Origin of the sequence: Streptomyces sp. NPDC006733 (genome assembly GCF_040636125.1) — a bacterium.
In the GTDB taxonomy this organism is placed as follows: Bacteria; Actinomycetota; Actinomycetes; order Streptomycetales; family Streptomycetaceae; genus Actinacidiphila.
Map to the genome: position 1 here is coordinate 216,781 of NZ_JBEYJD010000005.1, position 17,631 is coordinate 234,411.

The 17,631-nt window shown below is 73.7% G+C and carries 16 protein-coding genes; 5 read left to right on the top strand and 11 right to left on the bottom strand.

The annotated features are described in order from the left end of the window. Nucleotides 1-3 precede the first annotated feature (3 nt). Entirely contained in the window at nt 4-957 is a 954-nt protein-coding gene (locus ABZ721_RS07255) for a polyprenyl synthetase family protein (RefSeq protein WP_358787596.1), read from the bottom strand. A 314-nt stretch (nt 958-1,271) separates the two neighbouring features. Here ABZ721_RS07255 and ABZ721_RS07260 point away from each other — a divergent pair, with 314 nt between their 5' ends. The 3 genes from ABZ721_RS07260 (at nt 1,272) to ABZ721_RS07270 (ending at nt 3,331) form a co-directional block, all read left to right on the top strand. Beyond that, nucleotides 1,272-1,520 (top strand): hypothetical protein, encoded by a 249-nt coding sequence (locus tag ABZ721_RS07260; protein WP_358787597.1) that lies wholly within the window; start codon nt 1,272-1,274, stop codon nt 1,518-1,520. A 140-nt stretch (nt 1,521-1,660) separates the two neighbouring features. Then, on the top strand, nt 1,661-2,422 hold the full coding sequence (locus tag ABZ721_RS07265; RefSeq protein WP_358787598.1) for an SAM-dependent methyltransferase: 762 nt from the start codon (nt 1,661-1,663) through the stop codon (nt 2,420-2,422). After that, nucleotides 2,423-3,331, top strand: a complete 909-nt coding sequence (locus tag ABZ721_RS07270) for a hypothetical protein (RefSeq protein WP_358787599.1) — start codon at nt 2,423-2,425, stop codon at nt 3,329-3,331. On the opposite strand, the gene ABZ721_RS07275 is transcribed toward ABZ721_RS07270, so the two are convergent. The 3 genes from ABZ721_RS07275 to ABZ721_RS07285 all read right to left on the bottom strand — a co-directional run bounded on the left by ABZ721_RS07275 (nt 3,296) and on the right by ABZ721_RS07285 (nt 7,554). Beyond that, complete coding sequence (locus ABZ721_RS07275) at nt 3,296-3,517, bottom strand: MbtH family protein (protein ID WP_358787600.1); 222 nt, start codon at nt 3,515-3,517, stop codon at nt 3,296-3,298. The two genes, ABZ721_RS07270 and ABZ721_RS07275, sit on opposite strands and share 36 nt — an antisense overlap. A 101-nt stretch (nt 3,518-3,618) precedes the next feature. After that, nucleotides 3,619-6,468 (bottom strand): AAA family ATPase, encoded by a 2,850-nt coding sequence (locus tag ABZ721_RS07280; RefSeq protein WP_358787601.1) that lies wholly within the window; start codon nt 6,466-6,468, stop codon nt 3,619-3,621. 240 nt (nt 6,469-6,708) lie between these two features. Continuing rightward, on the bottom strand, nt 6,709-7,554 hold the full coding sequence (locus tag ABZ721_RS07285) for a metallophosphoesterase (RefSeq protein WP_358787602.1): 846 nt from the start codon (nt 7,552-7,554) through the stop codon (nt 6,709-6,711). Nucleotides 7,555-7,901: 347 nt separating this feature from the next. Between ABZ721_RS07285 and ABZ721_RS07290 the strand changes: the two genes are divergently transcribed. After that, nucleotides 7,902-8,624 (top strand): 4'-phosphopantetheinyl transferase superfamily protein, encoded by a 723-nt coding sequence (locus tag ABZ721_RS07290; RefSeq protein WP_358787603.1) that lies wholly within the window; start codon nt 7,902-7,904, stop codon nt 8,622-8,624. 41 nt (nt 8,625-8,665) lie between these two features. On the opposite strand, the gene ABZ721_RS07295 is transcribed toward ABZ721_RS07290, so the two are convergent. Continuing rightward, nucleotides 8,666-8,815, bottom strand: a complete 150-nt coding sequence (locus tag ABZ721_RS07295; RefSeq protein WP_358787604.1) for a hypothetical protein — start codon at nt 8,813-8,815, stop codon at nt 8,666-8,668. A 269-nt stretch (nt 8,816-9,084) separates the two neighbouring features. Between ABZ721_RS07295 and ABZ721_RS07300 the strand changes: the two genes are divergently transcribed. Continuing rightward, on the top strand, nt 9,085-10,068 hold the full coding sequence (locus tag ABZ721_RS07300) for a LuxR C-terminal-related transcriptional regulator (protein ID WP_358787605.1): 984 nt from the start codon (nt 9,085-9,087) through the stop codon (nt 10,066-10,068). Between the two features lie 30 nt (nt 10,069-10,098). Here the strand turns inward: ABZ721_RS07300 and ABZ721_RS07305 are convergent, their stop codons facing one another. From ABZ721_RS07305 to ABZ721_RS07330, 6 genes are all read right to left on the bottom strand, one after another. Then, nucleotides 10,099-10,947, bottom strand: a complete 849-nt coding sequence (locus ABZ721_RS07305) for a 4'-phosphopantetheinyl transferase superfamily protein (protein ID WP_358787606.1) — start codon at nt 10,945-10,947, stop codon at nt 10,099-10,101. A 64-nt stretch (nt 10,948-11,011) separates the two neighbouring features. Beyond that, nucleotides 11,012-11,272: a phosphopantetheine-binding protein gene (locus ABZ721_RS07310; protein WP_358787607.1), complete on the bottom strand. Its 261-nt coding sequence runs from the start codon at nt 11,270-11,272 to the stop codon at nt 11,012-11,014. Beyond that, a complete protein-coding gene (locus ABZ721_RS07315) occupies nt 11,269-13,209 on the bottom strand; it encodes an HAD-IIIC family phosphatase (RefSeq protein WP_358787608.1) in 1,941 nt (646 codons plus the stop codon). The genes ABZ721_RS07310 and ABZ721_RS07315 overlap by 4 nt, the downstream gene beginning before the upstream one ends. 39 nt (nt 13,210-13,248) lie before the next feature. Continuing rightward, nucleotides 13,249-14,268 (bottom strand): 3-oxoacyl-ACP synthase III family protein, encoded by a 1,020-nt coding sequence (locus ABZ721_RS07320; RefSeq protein WP_358787609.1) that lies wholly within the window; start codon nt 14,266-14,268, stop codon nt 13,249-13,251. Beyond that, on the bottom strand, nt 14,265-17,318 hold the full coding sequence (locus tag ABZ721_RS07325; RefSeq protein ID WP_358787610.1) for a beta-ketoacyl synthase N-terminal-like domain-containing protein: 3,054 nt from the start codon (nt 17,316-17,318) through the stop codon (nt 14,265-14,267). The genes ABZ721_RS07320 and ABZ721_RS07325 overlap by 4 nt, the downstream gene beginning before the upstream one ends. Next, complete coding sequence (locus tag ABZ721_RS07330; protein WP_358787611.1) at nt 17,318-17,611, bottom strand: acyl carrier protein; 294 nt, start codon at nt 17,609-17,611, stop codon at nt 17,318-17,320. The genes ABZ721_RS07325 and ABZ721_RS07330 overlap by 1 nt, the downstream gene beginning before the upstream one ends. Nucleotides 17,612-17,631 lie beyond the last annotated feature (20 nt).

Below are 17,631 nucleotides of genomic sequence, written 5' to 3' on the forward strand. Positions count from 1 at the left end.
GGCCTACTGCGACAGGCCGGAGACGCGGATCGCGAACGCCGCGAGCTCGTCGCGCCACCCGGGGGCGAGCGGCGCGGCGTCGACGACGCGGTCGGCGCGGGCGACGAGCTGCGAGATGATCCGCTCGGCTGTGTCCCGCTCCTCCGTGCCGAGCAGCACCTCGCGCAGCATCTGCGCGTCCCAGTCGTACCCGGGCCCGCCCTCCAGGAAGCCGCGCAGCCGCCAGGCGGCGTGCAGCGGGCGGGCGTACTCCCGGTACGGGGCGGCGAGGTCCTGCCGGCCGGCCAGTGCCGCGCCGATCAGCAGCGGGTGGTGCAGGGCGTACCAGCCCGCCCCGCAACCCTGCGCGCAGCCCGCGATGCACCGGCCCGGCCACGGGTCGTCGAGGTACTCGGTGGCGCAGGCGGCGTCGGTGTGGGCGCCGATGACGCGCTCGGTCCGCAGCTCGTCCCACAGCTGCCACGCGGCGGCGGGCAGCCCGGACGCCAGCCGGTCGGCGTAGGCGAGCGCCAGATCGCCCGCGAGCACCGCGGTGCCCTCGCCGAAGCGCCGGGACTCCCCGCGCCAGCCGCTGCGCTCGTGCTCGGCGGCGTGGCTGACGTGCAGGGTCGGGATGCCGTGCCGCAGCGGGGCGTTGTCGCGGATGTCGCTGCGGATGAGGAAGCAGGTGTCCAGCAGTTCCAGCGCTGCCGCCGCGTCGACGATCGCCGTCGAGGTGGGGTCGCCGCCCGCGGCGAGGTAGCCGGTGACGCAGACGACGGGACGGATCCGGTCGCCGCCCGCCCGCACCAGCTCGGTGATCGAGCCGACCAGGCTCGCCGCCCGGGGGTTCACCGCGTGCCAGCGTTCGAACTCCCCGGCCAGCAGGCCGCGCAGCCGCTCCTCCACCTGGTCGAGCAGTGCGGCACGCAGTTGCCCGGGGACGAGTGTCTCGGGCGGCAGAGAATGCGTGGTCATGACGAGCCTCCCTGATTCGGCTGCTGCGAGCCTTCCGGGGCCGTCGGGGCAGCTCAAGGGCGGTGGGCGGCCGGCGCGGGAACCCGCCCGCGCCGCGGGCCGCGAAGCGCCCGTTCCCTGCCATCCGCGGGGGCGCCCGGCGGGGGGTTGCTATGCGCTTGTCATGGCGCCGACCCGGAGCGCCGGAGCGCCCCGGCCGCGGCACAAACCCCGCGCATACCCGGCTTTAGCGCGGTGTCGGTTCATGGGTGTGCTGCTCGACGCGGGCAGACCGGGCACCACGCCCGACCCACAGCACTGCTGCAGGAGGACTCGTGTCCAACAACTCGTCGAACAACAACAACGCTTCGAACAACAGCAACAACAACTCCAACAACAACGCGAACGCGAACGTGAACAACAACGCGACCACGAACTTCGCGGACAACAGCAACAACATGAACAACGACAACACGAACAACAACGGCAACAACAGCGCGAACACCCCTCGCCTGCAGAGCGTCGTCCCGGCCGACCTCGCGCAGATCCTCGAGGACATCGACGCGGACAACGGCGAGGCGTGACACCGCCGGGGCGGTGCGGTCCTGACGACCGCACCGCCCCGCGTGTCCGCACCGCCGCCGCACCTCGCCACCGTCACCACCGCCGCCACCGCCGCCACCGCCGTCACCGCCGTCACCGCCGTCACCGGGAAGGAACCGCGATGCACCGCATCAGGGTCGTCGGGCTCGGCGTCCAGGGGATCGAGCAGCTCACCCTCGCCGGACTGCGCCAGTTGCGGGAGGCCGAAGCGGTGCTGCACCTGGTCGACCCGGCCGTCGACGTCCGCGAGCTGACGGACCGGCCCACCGAATCGCTGCACGCGCTGTACCGCGCCGGAGCACGCGACCTGGACCCCTTCGCGCGGGTGCTCGACCGCATCCTGGACCGGGCGCGGTCCGACGGCGACATCGCCGTCCTGCTGCCCGGCGACCCCCGGCTCGGCGTCACCGTCGTCCAGCAGCTCCAGCGGCTGGCCGCCGCCGGCGAGGTGGCCCTGCACGTCGAGCCCGGTGTCTCCACCTTCGCCACCACGGCCAACAACCTGGGGATCGACCCGCTGGAACGCGGCACCCTCGTCGTCGACGCCAACCGCCTGCTGCTCTTCCAGCAACTGCCGAACCCCGCGTTCAACACCTTCGTCTACCACGTCGGCGGCGCGGACCGCGCCGAGCTGCTGCGACGGCTGCTGCTGCGCGCCTACGACGCGGCGCACCCCGCCTGCCTGGTCGAGCCGGCCCACGCCGCCGCCGGCAGCGCCGCCGTCGCCTGGGGACGGGTCGGCGCGCTGGGCGAACTGCTCGCCACCGTCTCCTTCGCGAGCCCGCTCTACCTGCCGGCCGCCGTCCCGCGCAGCGTGGACCGCGCCGTCCTGGCCCTGCTGAAGCCGTTCGAGCCGGAGCCGGCCGAGCCGGCCACCTGGTGAATGGGCCTCCGGACCACCGCGGCTGACGCACGCGTACCCGCCGACGCCGTCTTCCCGGGCGACGCCGCCGCCGTGGCCGCCTACCGCGACCAGCGCCGCCTGCTGCAGAAGGAGGCGGTCCTGGGGCGCGGCGAGCTGATCGAGAGCGTGCTGCGCGGCCGCCGGGCGGCACTCGCCGGGCTCCGCGCGACGCCCTGGCTGCGGCGGCTGATCGACAGCACCCACCGGCAGGTCCGCCAGGTGATGGCGCGCCCCGAGTACGCGGACGTGCTGCCGCTTCGCCGCTCCATGCTGACGTTCCTCGCCGAGCTGCCGCTGCCCATCCCGGCCGACAGCGTCATCCTGCGTCACCCCACCCACGCCCCGGCGGCCGAGATCCTGGCCGGGCTGCCGGAGCTGCGGCACCGGCGCGCGGAGGTGGCGCGGATCCTCGCGGAGTCCTCGCTGCAGGAGGCCGGCACCCCGTTCCGCACGGTCGACGACGAGCGGGGCAACGCGATCGTGCTGGGGCAGGACGCCCCCACGATCGACGCGCTGGCCGGCATCGCCCACGAGCTGGGGCACTGCCTGTACGAACGGGCCCGCCCCGGACGCTCGGTCCGGTCGCAGTTCGCCTCGGAACGGCTGGCGCACTGCCTGGAGGAGCGGCTGGTCGCCGCGTACCTGCGGGAGCGCGGCAGCCCCGAGGAGTGCCGCGCCTGGTGGTCCTACCAGCGCCGGGTCGACGCCCACAACCTGTACTTCTTCCGGCTGGAGCGGGCGCTGATGTACGACCGGCCGGACTCGGTGCCGGAGTTGATGCCCGAGTCGACCACGTCGTTCCGCGAGTCGCTGTTCATTCTGCCGGGGTACCAGGTGGTCTACGCCCGCGCGTCACTCGCCCGGCTGCCCGCCCATGGCGGCGCGTAGGCTCGCCGGCCGCATGTCCGTCCAGTGCGCCTCGATGTGGTCGAGGCAGGCCTGCCGGCCGCTCTCCGCCAGGACGATCCGCCAGCCGGCGGGCACGTCGTTGGCGGCGGGCCACACGGAGTACTGGCCCTCGTCGTTGACCAGCGCCAGGTAGGCGGCGTCCGGATCCTCGAACGGTGTGCTCAACTGCTCGTCCTCTCAGGTGGGTACGGGGTGCTGGTGATCACGGGGTGCCGGTGATCACGGGGTGCCGGTGATCGCGGGGTGCCGCTGGTTCCGGGCCGCGCTCACGCCACCTCGGTGACGCTGAGCTGGAGGTCCACCGGCAGCTCCTGCCGGCTGCTGATGCTGAGCTTGCGGTAGACCCGCGTCAGGTGCTGCTCGACGGTGCTGACGGTGATGTAGAGCTTCATCGCGATCTCGCGGTTGGTGTGCCCGTGCACCGCGAGCATCGCCACCCGCTTCTCGGAGTCGCTGAGCTTGGCCTCCATGTCCGCGAACGCCGCCACCGGCGCCGGCTCCTCCGGCATCCCGCCCGCGGCGCTGTGCCCCGGCAGGGTCTTCTCGCGCAGCGCCTCGGCCCCGCACTCCTGCGCCAGGTGCCAGGCCCGCCGGTTGACCATGTTGGCGCGGGTGGGCTCGCCCAGCTCCTTGAGCACCTGGCCGAGTTCGGCCATGGACCGGGCCAGCTCGTAGCGGTCGCCCGACCTGCGCAGCTCGTCGACGGACTTGGCGAGCAGGATCTGCCGCTCCCGGGGCTCGCGGGTCGCGGCCCGCAGCCGCAGCGAGATGCCGGCCACCCACGGGTTCGCGGCGTCCCGGGTGGCGAGCTGGTCGGTCACGAAGCGCTCCGCCTGGTGCGCCTCGCCGAGCTGCAGCAGCGCCTCGGCGGCGTCGGTGCGCCACGGCAGCAGCAGCGGCCGGTCCAGGCCCCAGCGCTTGGTGCGCCGGCCGATGTCCAGGAAGTCGCCGAGCGCGGCGTGGTAGCGGCTGGTCGCCAGGTGGTACTGGCCGCGGGCGCGCAGGTAGCCGAGCCCGTGGAAGCTGCCGGCCAGGCCCTCGGGGACCGGCTGGCTGAGCACCCGGGCCGCCGCGTCGTAGTGGCCCATCGCCGTGCGGGCGCGGACCAGGATCCCCGCGACCCCGGACAGGAAGACGCTGCCGGCGCGCTCCGGCACCAGTCGGAGGGCGAGCGCGGCCCGGTCCTCGGCCCCCTGCAGATCGCCCAGGCGCAGCAGCGCCTCCGCCCACAGCGAGGTGAACAGCGCCTGCCAGCCCGGTGCTTCGCGGCGGGCGGCCTCCTCGCCGATGACCTGGCTCCAGTGCACGGCACGCTGCGCGCCGCCCAGGTGCAGCAGGACCCGCAGGGCCTGCACGATGGGCTCCACGGTGGCGCCCGCGAGGGTCGTGCCGCGCAGGAACAGCTCGGCGTCCTCGGCGGCCGTGCCGTCCTGGGCGCCGTCCGGGATCGCCCACAGGGCGGCCGGCGCGACGGCCACCGTGGCGGCGTTGACGCTGGAGTGCGCGGCGGTGGACGGCGCCGGGGAGCCCACCGAGCGGGTCCGCGTACCGGACCAGCGCGGGAAGGCGGACAGCCCGTCCAGCGGGTCGTCCCGGTGCCCCGGCAGCTGGCCGCCGGTCCTGCCGCCGAGCACCGATCCGAGGGCGGAGACGGTCGCGGAGCCGTGCTGCGGGTCCTGGCGGCGGCCGGTGTCGCCGGTCGCGGTCGCCAGCCGCGCGAGGACGTCGCCGGCCTCGTCGATCCGGCCCTGGGCCGCCAGCAGCCGGGCGAGCGGGCCCATCCGGGCGGGGGCGAGCCGGTCGTCCCGCAGCGCCTCCAGCGGCTCGGCGAGGTGCCGTTCCGCGGCGCCGGGGTTGGTCCGCCAGGTCACGGCGGCCAGCCGGGTGCGGAACTCCGCGCGCTGCTCGTCGTCGGTGCACCCCTGGTACGCCAGCTCCAGGCAGGCGGAGGCCGGTACGGCCTTGCCGTCGGCGAGCAGTTGCTCGGCCGCCGCCCGCAGCACCGGCACCGCCCAGTCCTCGTCCGCGTGCTGCGCGGCGAGCAGTTGGCCCGCGACGGCCGCCGCGGGCATGCCGTACTGGTGGGCGAGGCGGGCGGCCCGCCGGTGCAGTCCGGTGCGGGCGGCCGGGTCCATCCGGTCCAGGAGCGAGCGGCGCACGGACGGGTGCCGGAACCGGAAGCTCTCCAGGATCCCGGCGGCGTTCAGCGCGGCGACCCCCTGGACCGCCGCCGGGGCGGTGATCCCCAGCAGTTGCGCGGCCAGTTCGGCCGTTCCGGTCCTGCCCAGGACGGCCAGCGCCTCGGCGAGCTGGGTGGTCCGCGGTCCGCAGCGGTACAGGCAGGCGAGTACGGCCTGGGTGAAGGCGCCGCCCGCCTCCGGCTCCGGGATGGTGCCCGCCGGCGAGTTCCGCCGGGCGACCCGGTACTCCTCGACGAGCGCGCGCAGCAGCAGCGGGTTGCCGCCGCTGACCGTCCAGAAGTGGCCGGCGTGGTCGGAGAGCCGCTCGTCGCCCGCCGCGTCCGGCTGCCCGGCCGGCTCGTGGGCGAGGACCTCGGCGACGGCGTACCGGCCGAGCCGCTCCAGCCGCAGGCGGGTGAAGTTGGGCTGCCGCAGCAGCTCGGTGCCGAACACCGGGTCGTCGCTGCGCTCGTGCACCGGTTCGGTCAGCACCAGCAGGATCCTGGCGTTGCGGGTCCTGCGGGCCAGCTGCAGCAGGTAGCGGCAGGACAGGTCGTCCGCCAGGTGCAGGTCGTCGACGCAGATCACCACCGGCGTGCGCGCGCTCAGCTCGTGGACGGCGTCGCTGAACGCCTGCATGGCCTCGATCCTGGAGGGGCCCTGGTTCTGCGACGGCTCCGGGAGTGACCCGGGCGGCGCGCTGTTGACGAGCTGCCCCAGCACGGCCAGCGGCAGGGCCCGTTCCGCGGCCGACCCCATGGCCCGCAGCACGACGGCGCCGGCCTTCGCGGCCGATTCGGCCACCGTGTCGGCGAGTTCGCTCTTGCCGCAGCCGACCGCACCCTCCACCAGCACGATCCGCGCATGTCCCGCCATGCACCCGGCCAGAGCCGTATCCAGTAGCGCCAGTTCCGCCTCACGATCGATCAGCACCATCTTCGCCCCACTGTCCCCGTAATCCAGTGCGGTCCGCACTCCCGCCGGCCGGAATAGCCGGCCGTTTTCCCCGGAGGGAGTACCTGGGCACTGGCGAAATTGAAACGGGGGATTCCCCCGTTTAATCAGGAATCCAGTGTAGGCAGGGATCCGGCACCCCACGGTGGCCGGAAGTTGCCCTGCATCAAGTACTCCAGCGGTGCGCGAGCGCCGGTCCGGCTCTCTGGGAGTCCAAGCTGGTCAGAGGGTTGTCGCGGGCTCCGGGAGGATCTGCCGGGGGACGTTCCTGGGGTGGCCGGGAGTGCGCCACTCGCGGGGGTAGCCGACCGACACCTCTTCGAACCGCACTCCGTCGTACCAGGTGGTGCGCGGGATGTGCAGATGTCCGTAGACGACCGCGGCGGCCCGGAATCGCGTGTGCCAGTCAGCCGTCAGTTCGGTTCCGCACCATTGGGCGAATTCGGGATAACGCAGGATATTCGTCGGCTCCCGGACGAGCGGGAAGTGGTTGACGAGCACGGTCCGCAGTTCGGGGTCGCAGGCCTCCAGCCGCCGCTCGGTCTCCGCCACCCGGGCCCGGCACCAGGCGTCCCGCGACGGGTGGGGGTCGGGGTGCAGCAGGAACTCGTCGGTGCAGACGATCCCGGCCTCGTAGGCCTGCGCGAGCGACTCCTCCTTCGTGGCCGCGGTGGGGGTGCGGAACGAGTAGTCGTAGAGCACGAACAGCGGGGCGACGACGACCGGGCCGCCGGGCCCGCTCCAGACCGGGTACGGGTCCTCGGGGCTGTGCACGCCCAGCGAGCGGCAGACCTCCACGAGGTGCCGGTAGCGGGCCTCGCCGCGCAGTTGGGAGGTGTCGCCGTGCGGGGTCCACAGGTCGTGGTTGCCCGGCGCCCAGACGACGTGCGCGTAGCGCAGGCTCAGCAGCTCCAGCGCCCACTCGATGTCCTCGAGCACCTCGCCCACGTCACCCGCGACGACGATCCAGTCCGACGGGTCGTCAGGGCGCAGCTCCTCGAGGATCTTCCGGTTCTCCGGATGCGCGACGTGCAGGTCGCTGATGCCCAGCAACTTCCCTTGAGACATCCGACGAGGGTAGAACGGCGGACAGTGGGGAAGAACCCCTAAGTCGGTGCGGGGTCCCCCCTGCCCCCGGTCCCGCGGGCGCTCCGCGGGCCTTCTGCCATGGCGTGTAGCAACCGCATGGCAAGCCTCCGCGCGCCCGTGCCCGCCGACCGGCAGGCCGCCTCCCACCCCTCCCGCGGATAGCAGCCGGCAGGCATGGATCGGGGCTCCGGCCGCCCCCGTCTTCGCCGCGGAGCCCGCCCGCGTTGTCCCGTCACCGCCCGGCAGGCAGCGTGGGAATCGCTCGCCCCGTACCGGAGCGGGCAAGCGGCAGACGCCGAAGAGGCGTCGGACGAAACGGGGCTCCCATGATCGCGCAGCTGCTTCCCTCGGAGGTCGTCGCCGTGGACGCGACGACGGATCCGCCCGAGGCCACCTTGTTCCCGGAGGAGACGGAGCAGATCCGCAACGCGGTGGAGAAGCGGCGGCTGGAGTTCACCACGGCGCGCTGGTGCGCCCGCCGCGCCCTGGCGGGCCTGGGCCTGCCGGCGATGCCGATACTCCCCGGCACCCGGGGCGCGCCGCAGTGGGCGCCGGACGTGGTCGGCAGCATGACGCACTGCAACGGCTACCGGGCGGCGGCCGTGGCCCGGGCGGGCGACATGGCGGCGATCGGGATCGACGCCGAGCCCAACGACACCCTCCCCGAGGGGATCCTGGAGTCCATCGCGCTCCCCCAGGAGCGCGGGTGGGTCCGGCAGCTGATGCGCACGGCGCCCGACGTGTGCTGGGACCGGCTGCTGTTCAGCATGAAGGAGTCCGTCTACAAGGCCTGGTTCCCGCTCACCGGCCGCGAACTGGACTTCGAGGACGCGCTCATCACGGTCAACCCGCTGGCGCACACCTTCCGGGCCCGGCTGCTGCTGCCGGCGTCCGCGCTGGAAGAGGGGGACCCGACGGGTTTCAGCGGCCGGTGGTCCGCGCGCGGCGGCGTACTGGTCAGCGCGATCGCCGTGCCGGCGACGGTTCCCGCGACCGCGGGGGCACAGCAGAACGCTCCCCACCGTGAGTTGGTAGGGAGCGCCGCGTAGGTCAGGCCGAACGACCGGGGATGGTCAGTCCCCCGGGATGGTCAGTCCCACTCGTCGTCATCAACGTGCACGTGCCCCGTGTGGTAGGCCACGGGAGCACTGATGGCATCCCCCGCCTGACGTTCCATGGTCTGCGCCTGCGCCGGGGAGTACCCGACCGCCAGCGCCGCCACCGCACCTGCGACGAGCATCGCCCGTACGGTCACGCTCTTCACATTCGCCGAAACCCTCATGTTTCCCCCAAAAGGATCGGTCCAACGGACTTCACTGCTGTGCTGCCGTCACTCGAGGCTCACTGGAGCCACTGTCCGACCCGCACACAATGCCCAGGTTCGAATCCCCGCTCCAAGGCCAACCCGATGGCCTAAGCTTGCATGGCAGCAACTTCACAGCTCACGGGGGAGCGCCACGGATGGCCGGAAGCGGCAATTCCAGTTCGGAGTTCGCCGAGTTGGACGACTTGAGCGCTGCCGCTTACGGGGCCGCCGTCGAGTTCGGACGGTTCGACCGGGCGGACATCGCGGAGCGACTGTCGCTCAGCGCGCCCGAGGTCGATCGGGTCGAGCACGTCCTGCGCCTTCTGCACCTCCTGCAGCCGATGCCGGGAGATCCCGACGTGCTGGTCCCGGTGGGTCCCGACGTCGCGGCCGCGGATCTGGTGGGGTCCGCCGAGCACCAGATCCGGGACCTGCAGCAGGCCGTCACCGACGTGCGGTCGAAGCTGCTCTCGCTGATGCCGCGGTACTTCGAGGGACGCCGGATGCGCAACCGGCTGGAGGCCTTCGACGTGATCAGCGACAAGGACACCATCCAGTCGATGATCAACCACCTGACGCAGCAGTGCCGCAAGGAACTGCTCACGGTGCAGCCCGGCGGCGCCCGCTCGTCACCGTCGCTCGCCTCGGCCCGCCAGCGCGCGCTGAACACGTTGGACCGGGGGGTGCGGATCCGCACCATCTACCAGCACACCGCCCGCAGCGACCTCGCCACCAGGGCGTACGTCCGGGACATCTCCGCCGAGGGCGCCGAGGTCCGCACCGCGGACGAGCTCATCGACCGCATGATCATTTACGATCGGGAGACCGTCTTCCTGCCGGAGCGCAAGTCGACCTCGAAGACCCCCGGCGCGGCGATCGTCCGCGAGCCGACGCTGGTCGCATTCCTGTGCGCGGTCTTCGAGCACCTGTGGGACGGCGCCACCCCGTTCAGCCCCGACAGCCAGTCGACCTCCTCGGGGACCGACGACCTGCGCGCGTCGATCATCCGGCTGATGGCGAAGGGGTACAAGGACGAGATGGTGGCGCGGCGGCTCGGCATGTCGGTGCGCACCTGCCGCCGGCACATCTCGGAGATCACCGAGCAGCTGGAGGCCACCAGCCGCTTCCAGGCGGGGTTCAACGTCGCCCTGTCCGGGATGCTGGACCAGTTCGGCCTGAAGGACTGACGGGCACGGGGAATCCGGAGCGGGGAAACGTCACTCCTCCCCGTTGAGCGCGGCGGTGATGGCGGCGGCGGCGTCCTGGTCGAGCATCGTCGTGATGTCGGTGTCCAGCACCGCGCCGAACCCCGCGTCGTACACCGCCGCGCTCACGCAGTAGCCGGTGTCGAGCACGAAGGTGCGGAACGCCCACTCGGAGCCGGTGCCGGCGGTGCCGTCCGGGCGCTGCACGCGCACCGGCTTGCCGTCGGGGCCGAACCCGAACTCGCTGAAGCGGAACTGCATGCCCTGCCCGATCGCCTTGCTGTAGGCCTCCTTGAGCGTCCACAGCCGCACCAGGCTGGGGTTGCGCTGCTCCTGCTCCAGCGAGGCGAGGGTGACCAGCTCGTACGGGGTGCACACGTGGCGGCCCAGGCCGCTGCCGTACATCTGCCGGTCGGTGCGCTCGGCGTCCACGCCGATCAGGCCGCGGGTGGTGAGGCCGACCAGCAGCAGGTCCTCGGTGTGGCTCAGGCTGATGTCGATCTGGTCGCAGCCGCGCAGGTACGGGCGGCCGGTCGGCCCGTAGGCCAGCTCCAGGTCGTCGGGGTCGCCGTTGAGCACCGCGGCGGCGGCGTACTTCAGCAGGATCCGCGAGGCCGCGTAGCGGCCGCGGACGGCGGGGTGGGCGAGGTCGAGGTAGCGCGACCAGTCCCGCCCGAGCAGCGCGCGCAGCTCCTCGCCCTCGGGCAGGTCGGGCTGCAGGTCGGCCAACTGGGCGTAGACCAGCGCGGTTCCGTAGGCCGTCAGGTCGGCTCGGACCCTGTCCCAGGCGGCACCCCTCGCGCCCACCTCGACCGGCTCGCCGAGGGGTGGGCCGAGAGTGGAGTTCCCGGGGACGGTCATCCTTGCTCCTTCAAGCGGTGGATCAGCAGCGGTGGGGTGTTCCTGGTGCGCGGCGGCGCGGGCCCTACGGGGAGGTGGCCGCGGTCCGGCTGGCGTCCCTGACCAGGGCGTGGATCTGCTGGAAGGTGCGGGCCTCCAGGACCGCCCTGACGGGCACCCGGCGGCCCGTCTCGTCCTCCAGCAGCGACACCAGCCGGAGCAGGTGCAGCGAGTCCCAGCCGTCGACGTCCGCCAGGTCGGTGTACGCGTCCCGGTCGGACAGCTCAAGACCCAGCTCGGTGCGCAGCAGCCGCAGGAAGCCGCTCAGGTCGTCGATGCCGCTCATCCGCGGCCCCCTTCCAGTCCGTCGGGTCCGGTGGGAGCGAAGCCCGCGAGCGGGCCGGTCCCCGTGTCGATGACGAGGTGGTCCGGCACCGGGGGAACCGTCCGCAGGTCGTGGCGGAACACCAGCGCGTCACCGTCCCCACCCACCTCCTCGAAGCCGAGCGAGGGGTAGAAGTCCCGCACCCGGTGGTTCTTCGCCGTCGGCCGGTACCGGGCGTGCACCGCGGTGAGCCCGGCGGCCCGCGCCCGCTCTAGCAGGACCGCGACACAGCCCTGTTCGATGCCCCTTGCCAGAACCCGGCAGCTCAACCACATGTTGTCCAGATGCAGTCCGTCGGCCGCGTGGCGGCCGAGCACCGCCCCGACGAGGCCGTTGTCGCCGAACCGGTCGGCCGCCCGCGCGGCGAGCACCAGCCGCCGCGGATCGGCGGCCCACGCCTCCAGGTCCGCCTGCGCCGACCGCAGGCCGGTGAGGTTGAACTGGTTGGTGCGCTGGGTGAGCTGGGCGAGGCGGGCGAACTCGTGCCCGAGCGGCGCGCCCAGCTCCACCCGCACCTTCAGCTCGCGCAGGAAGTCCGCGTGCGAGCCGCTGCCCTCGCGCAGCTCCCGGCGCTCGCGCTCCACCCGGTACTGCCCGGTCCTGGCCCGGTCCTCGTCCGTCAGCCGGGGCGTGTCGAACCAGCCGTCCGCCAGCAGCCGCGTCACGTGCAGCGCGGGTTCGTCGTCGAGCGGGACGACGGCGACCTGCGGGGCGCCGTGCCGCACCTGGGCGCGTTCGGCCGGGGAGTCGTCGGCGAAGACGAGGGAGTCGAGGCCGATGCCCAGGCGCTCGGCGATCTCGGCCACATTGCCGTCCTTGGGTCGCCAGTTGGCGTTGACCTGCACGAAGTCCGACTCGCGCAGCACCATGTCGGGGTGGTCGCGGAGCACCGCGAGCACCGGCTCCGCGTCGTTCTTGCTGCTCACCGCGAGCAGCACGCCCTGCGCGCCGAGCTGCCGCACGGTCCGCTGGAACGCCCCGAACGCCTCGCCGCGCAGGGTGCCGGCGGCGGCGATCCCGTCGGCCCCCGCGTCGCCGAGGATGCCGTCCCAGAGGGTGTCGTCCAGGTCCAGCACCAGGCACTTGCGCGTCATGCCGCGCAGCGACCTGGCGAGGTGGGCGGCCTCGCGGGCGTACGCGGCGAGCAGCGGCGCGGTGTACTGGGCCTTGGCGTAGCCGGCCAGCCGGGGGTCCGTGACGGGGCCGGTCTCGGCGATCAGCGGGTCGAGGTCGATGACGGCCAGGCCCGGGACGCGCTCGGTCAGCCGCAGCAGCGACGCGTTGAACTCGCGCCAGAGCGCGCCGAACCGGGCCCGGGAGGCGTGGTCGACGAGCTGGTGGGTGTGGCGGCGCAGCAGCGGCAGGGTGTTGAGCACCAGCGTGCCGGGGCGCCCGGCGTGGTGGGCGGCCAGGCCGGTGAGGCGTTCCAGCACGTCGTCGGCGGCGCGGGAGAGCGCGGTGACGTCCCAGGGCTGCGGGACCTCCGCGAAGACGGTCTCGGCGTCGAGCAGGCAGAGCGCCAGGTCGGCCGCCAGGTCGTGGAAGAGGCCCTGCTCGGAGGTGAGGTCGTGCAGGTAGCCGCCGTGGTCGCCGAGGACGGGGTGCAGCAGCAGCCCGTGCCGGGCCAGTTCCGCGGTGAGCGGGTCGACGAGCTGGGCCACGGTGGACTGGCCGGTGACGGCGACGGTGACGACGGGGGTGTCCGGGTGGGCGGCCAGGACGGCGGCGCGGTCGACGCCGGCGAGCAGCCGGCCGGCGCGCGGCAGGTCGGCGGAGGCGGACGTGCCGGGGTCGTCGGTGAGCTCGGCGAGCAGCCCGGCGACCCGGTCGTACTCGGCCTCCAGCCGCCCGAGGGCCTTCAGCTCCCGCAGCCGTTCCAGTCCAGTTGCTGTTGTCATGTGACGCAGTCCGTCCCTCTCGGCCCTTCTCAGACCTTCTCAGAGCTTCTCCAGGGCGAGCCCGGTCTTGATCCACTTGCTGGACTCCACCGCGACGGCCAGCGCGCGCTGGCCGGTCCGCAGTTCCGGCAGCAGCCGTTCGATCTGCTGGAAGGGCAGGGCGTTCCCGGTGTTGCCGGTGTCGGAGACGCAGCTGATCTCGCGGACGCCCGGCACCGCCATGTGCTCCACGATCCGCTGGGTCATCCGGGTGGACAGCTGCGGCGGCAGCAGGAAGTCCAGGTCCTCGACCTTCCAGTCCAGCAGGCCCAGCAGGTCCCAGAGGATCTCCACGGCCATCACCGGCACGCTCGCCTCGATCTCCTTGTAGTCCTCGGAGATCATCCGGCGTTCGGTGTGCCGGTCGGTGATCCCGTACCAGTCGACGATCTGGCCGGGCGGGCGGCCGAGTCCGGCGAAGCGGTTGAGCACCCCGCGCAGCGCGACCCGCTCGCCGACCGGCTCGGCGGTCAGGACGGCGGCGCCCGCGCCGTCCCCGAACAGCACGTAGTTGACCAGCTCCTCGGTGGGCATCCGGCTCAGGTCGCGGCGCAGGTCGAGGTGGCGGTTGCTGACGTCCCCGCCGATCACCAGCCCCGCGCCGCAGCCGCCGGCGATCAGGGACCGTCCCAGGTCGATGGCTTGCACCGCGCCGGAGCAGCCGGCCTGCAACTGGTACGCGGGCAGGTAGTTGAGGCCGAGCCGGTCGGCGACCCGGGCGGCGGTGGTCGGCAGCAGGGTGTCGGGGGTCGCGGTGGTCACGACGAGGAACTCGATGTCGGAGGGGTCGAGCCCGGCGTCGGCGACGGCGCGATCGCCGGCCTCCGCGCACAGGTCCGTCAGGCTCTGGTGGACCTCCCCGGTGGCCAGGTCCCAGGCGAAGTGCCGGGTCCTGGTGCCGACGAAGATGTCGATCCACTCCTCGCTCACGCCGAGCAGCTTCCCCAGGGTGCCGTTGTCGACCGGCGCTCCGGGCAGCGCGGTGCCGGCGGCGGCCAGGTACGCCGTGGCCCCGCTCACGGCGTACGCACGCTGACGCAGTCGGTGAGGAACTCCGCGAGCGACCCCACGGAGCGCAGCGCGGGCAGCAGTTGCTGCACGGAGATCTCGCCGGCGTTCGGCAGCCGGGCCTCGATCCGGTCCTTGAGCTGCATGATCATCACGGAGTCGAACCCCAGATCCTCGTAGAACCGCGCGGAGCGAACGACCTGCTCCAGCGGGTAGTCGCCGACCTCGGCGACCGCCTCGATGACGGCGGAGAGCACCGGCTCCCGCTCCTGCGACAGCGCGTCCAGCCGGGCGGGCGCGGCGTCCGGTTCGGCGGCCGGTTCGGCGAACTCGGCCGGCAGCGCGGCCGGCGGGCCCAGCGCGAGCGCGGGCGCGGGCCGTGCCGGGCGGGCCGGGCGTACGGCGGGTTCGGCGGGTGCGGCGCTCTGCCGGGCGGCCGGATCCGCGGGCTTGGACCAGAAGCGGTGCCGGTCGGAGAACACGTAGGGCCGCAGCCGTTCCGCCGTGCGCCGGTCCGGCGCGTAGAGCGCGTCCCACTCCGGGTCGAGCCCGGCCCGGAAGAGCGCGGCGACGAGTTCGGCCAGGTCCCGGCCCGACGCCCCGGCGCCGGGCGCCGGGTGCAGGAACTCGATGTCCCCGCGCAGCCCGGCCCGTCCGGCCAGCGGCAGCAGGTGCGGCTTCGGGCCGATCTCGATCAGGTGGGTGGGGGCCAGCGCCTCCTCCAGCGCGCCCAGCGCCGACGAGAAGAGCACCGGCTCGGCCGCCTGGCCGGTCCAGTACGCACCGTCCATCGGCTCGTCGCGCAGCATCCGCCCGTAGCGGGTGGAGGCCACCGGCACCTGCGGCGAGGCCGCGGCGACGGTGCCCGCGGCCTGCGCGAAGCGCTCCAGTGCCGGGGCCATCAGCGCCGAGTGGAACGCGTGCGAGACCGGTACGGCCCGGGTCCGCACCCCTCGCGCGCGCAGGATCTCCGCGATCCGCTCCAGCGCGCGCACGGCGCCGGACAGCACCACGTCGGCGGGTCCGTTGACCGCGCCGAGGCCCACCTGCGGCTCGTCGTCGAGCAGCCCCCTCAGGTCGGCGGGGCTCGCGTTGACCGCCAGCATCCCGCCGCCCGCGGGCAGTTCCTGCATCAGCGCGCCCCGGACGGCCACCAGCCGGGCCGCCTCGTCCAGGCTCAGCACGCCGGCCAGCACCGCCGCCGGGTACTCGCCGATGCTGTGGCCGAGCACGGCGGCGGGACGCACGCCGAGTTCGGTCAGCGTGCGGGCCAGGGCGTAGCCGACCGCGAAGAGGGCGGGCTGCGCGGTGCCGGTCTCGTGGATGCGCTGCTCACCGCCCAGGATCAGGTCGCGGACGGAGCCCCCGGTGTGCGGGGCGAGGGCCGCGTCGGCCTCGTCGAGAAAATGCCGGTACACGGCTGAGTCACGGTGGAGCCCGGCGGTCATCGCCGGGAACTGGCTGCCCTGGCCGGTGAAGAGGAAGGCCACCACGGGCCGGCTCCACGGCCGGTGCGCGACCCCGGCGGGCAGCTCCTGCCCGGCGGCCTGCCGCAGGCCCGCGGCGAGTTCGGCGGTGTCGCGGGCGGTGACGGCGAAGCGGAACGGCAGCCCGGTCTTGACCCGGTTGCTGCTCCAGCACAGCGCCGCCGCCTCGCCGCGCGGGCGCCTCGCGACCGCGTCCGCCTGCTCCGCGAGGTTGCGGCGCAGCGCCTGCGGGGTGTCGCCGGTGAGTGTGAAGACGCCCGCGGCGCCGGAGGCCGCGTCCCGCCGGCCGGCGGTTCTGGCCTTGCTCCTGGGCGCGGTGGCGAGCACCGCGTGCGCGTTGGTGCCGCCCATGCCGAAGCTGCTCACCCCGGCGACGGCCTCGCCCGGTGGCAGCCGCAGCGGCGACTTCAGCAGCCGCAGGCCCCGCTCGGCGAGCCGCAGCTGCGGGTTCTCGCGGTCCGCGAACCGGCTGGCCGGCACGATCCGGTGGTGCAGCGCCAGCGCCGCCTTGATCAGCCCGGCGATGCCGGCCGCGCCCTCGGTGTGCCCGAGGTTGCCCTTCACGGAGCCGATCGCGCACGGCTCCGCGCGCTCCACGCCGTGCACCGAGCCGAGCGCCGCGCACTCGATCGCGTCGCCCAGCACCGTGCCGGTGCCGTGCGCCTCGATGAAGGCGACCTGGTCGGGGGTGACGCCGGCCCGCCGGTAGGCGGCCTCGACGACCTTCTGCTGCGACCAGCGGTTGGGGGCGGTGACCCCGTTGCTGCGTCCGTCCTGGTTGACCGCGGTGCCGCGGATCACCGCGTAGATCCGCTGCCCGTCGGCGAGCGCGTCCGCGGTCCTGCGCAGCACGACCAGGCCGACGCCGTCGCTGCGCGCGATGCCGTCGGCGTCCGCGCTGAACGGCCGGCAGCGGCCGTCGGCCGAGGCCAGCCCGAGCTGGGTGTAGACGATGCCGAGCGCCGGGGAGAGCACCAGGTTCACCCCGCCGGCCAGCGCGGTGTCGCACTCACCGGACAGCAGGGCGTTCGCGGCCAGGTGCACGGCGACCAGCGACGAGGAGCAGGCGGTGTCCACGGCCAGGCTCGGCCCGGTCAGGTTCAGGTGGTACGAGATCCGGTTGGCGGTCATCCCCGCGCTGCTGCCCGCGCCCAGCTGCGGGGTGATCTCCGCGGGGTCGCCCATCCGCAGCCGGCCCCACTCGCCGCCCATCACCCCGACGAAGACGCCGGCGCCGGTGCCGGCCAGCGCGCCGGGAGCCCGCCCGGAGTCCTCCAGGGCGCGCCAGGCGCACTGCAGCAGCAGCCGGTGCTGCGGGTCCATCGCGGCGGCCTCGCGCGGCGCCACCGAGAAGAAGTCGTTGTCGAAGGCGTCGGCGTCGTCGAGGAAGCCGCCGCGCGTCATCTCGGAGCGCCCGGCGCCCGGCTCCCGCGCGGCGTAGTCGCGGGGGTCCCAGCGCTGCCCCGGTACGTCGCCGACGGCGTCGCCGCCGCGCATCAGCAGGTCCCAGTACGCGTCGCCGCCCGGCGCTCCGGGGAACGCGCAGTCGAGTCCGACGATGGCGATGGAGTCCATCAGCGGTTGTCCTCCGCGACCCGTGGGATCTCCACTGCCATGTACCCGACGAGGCTCTCGACCGTCGGGTGGTCCCACAGCAGGGTCGGCTCCACGTACAGCCCGAACCGGTCCTCCAGGTCGCCGCACAGGCTCAGCGCGGCCACCGAGTCCATGCCGAACTCGGCGAGCGGCACCGTGGGGTCGATGGTGTCGGCCGGGCGGTTGAGGTAGAGCGCGAGCCGGTCGAGCAACCAGCCACGGTGCAGGTTGTCGGTGAGCACAGCACTGTGCCGGGTCGTCGGAGCGGTCATCGCTGGACTCCTTGGGTACG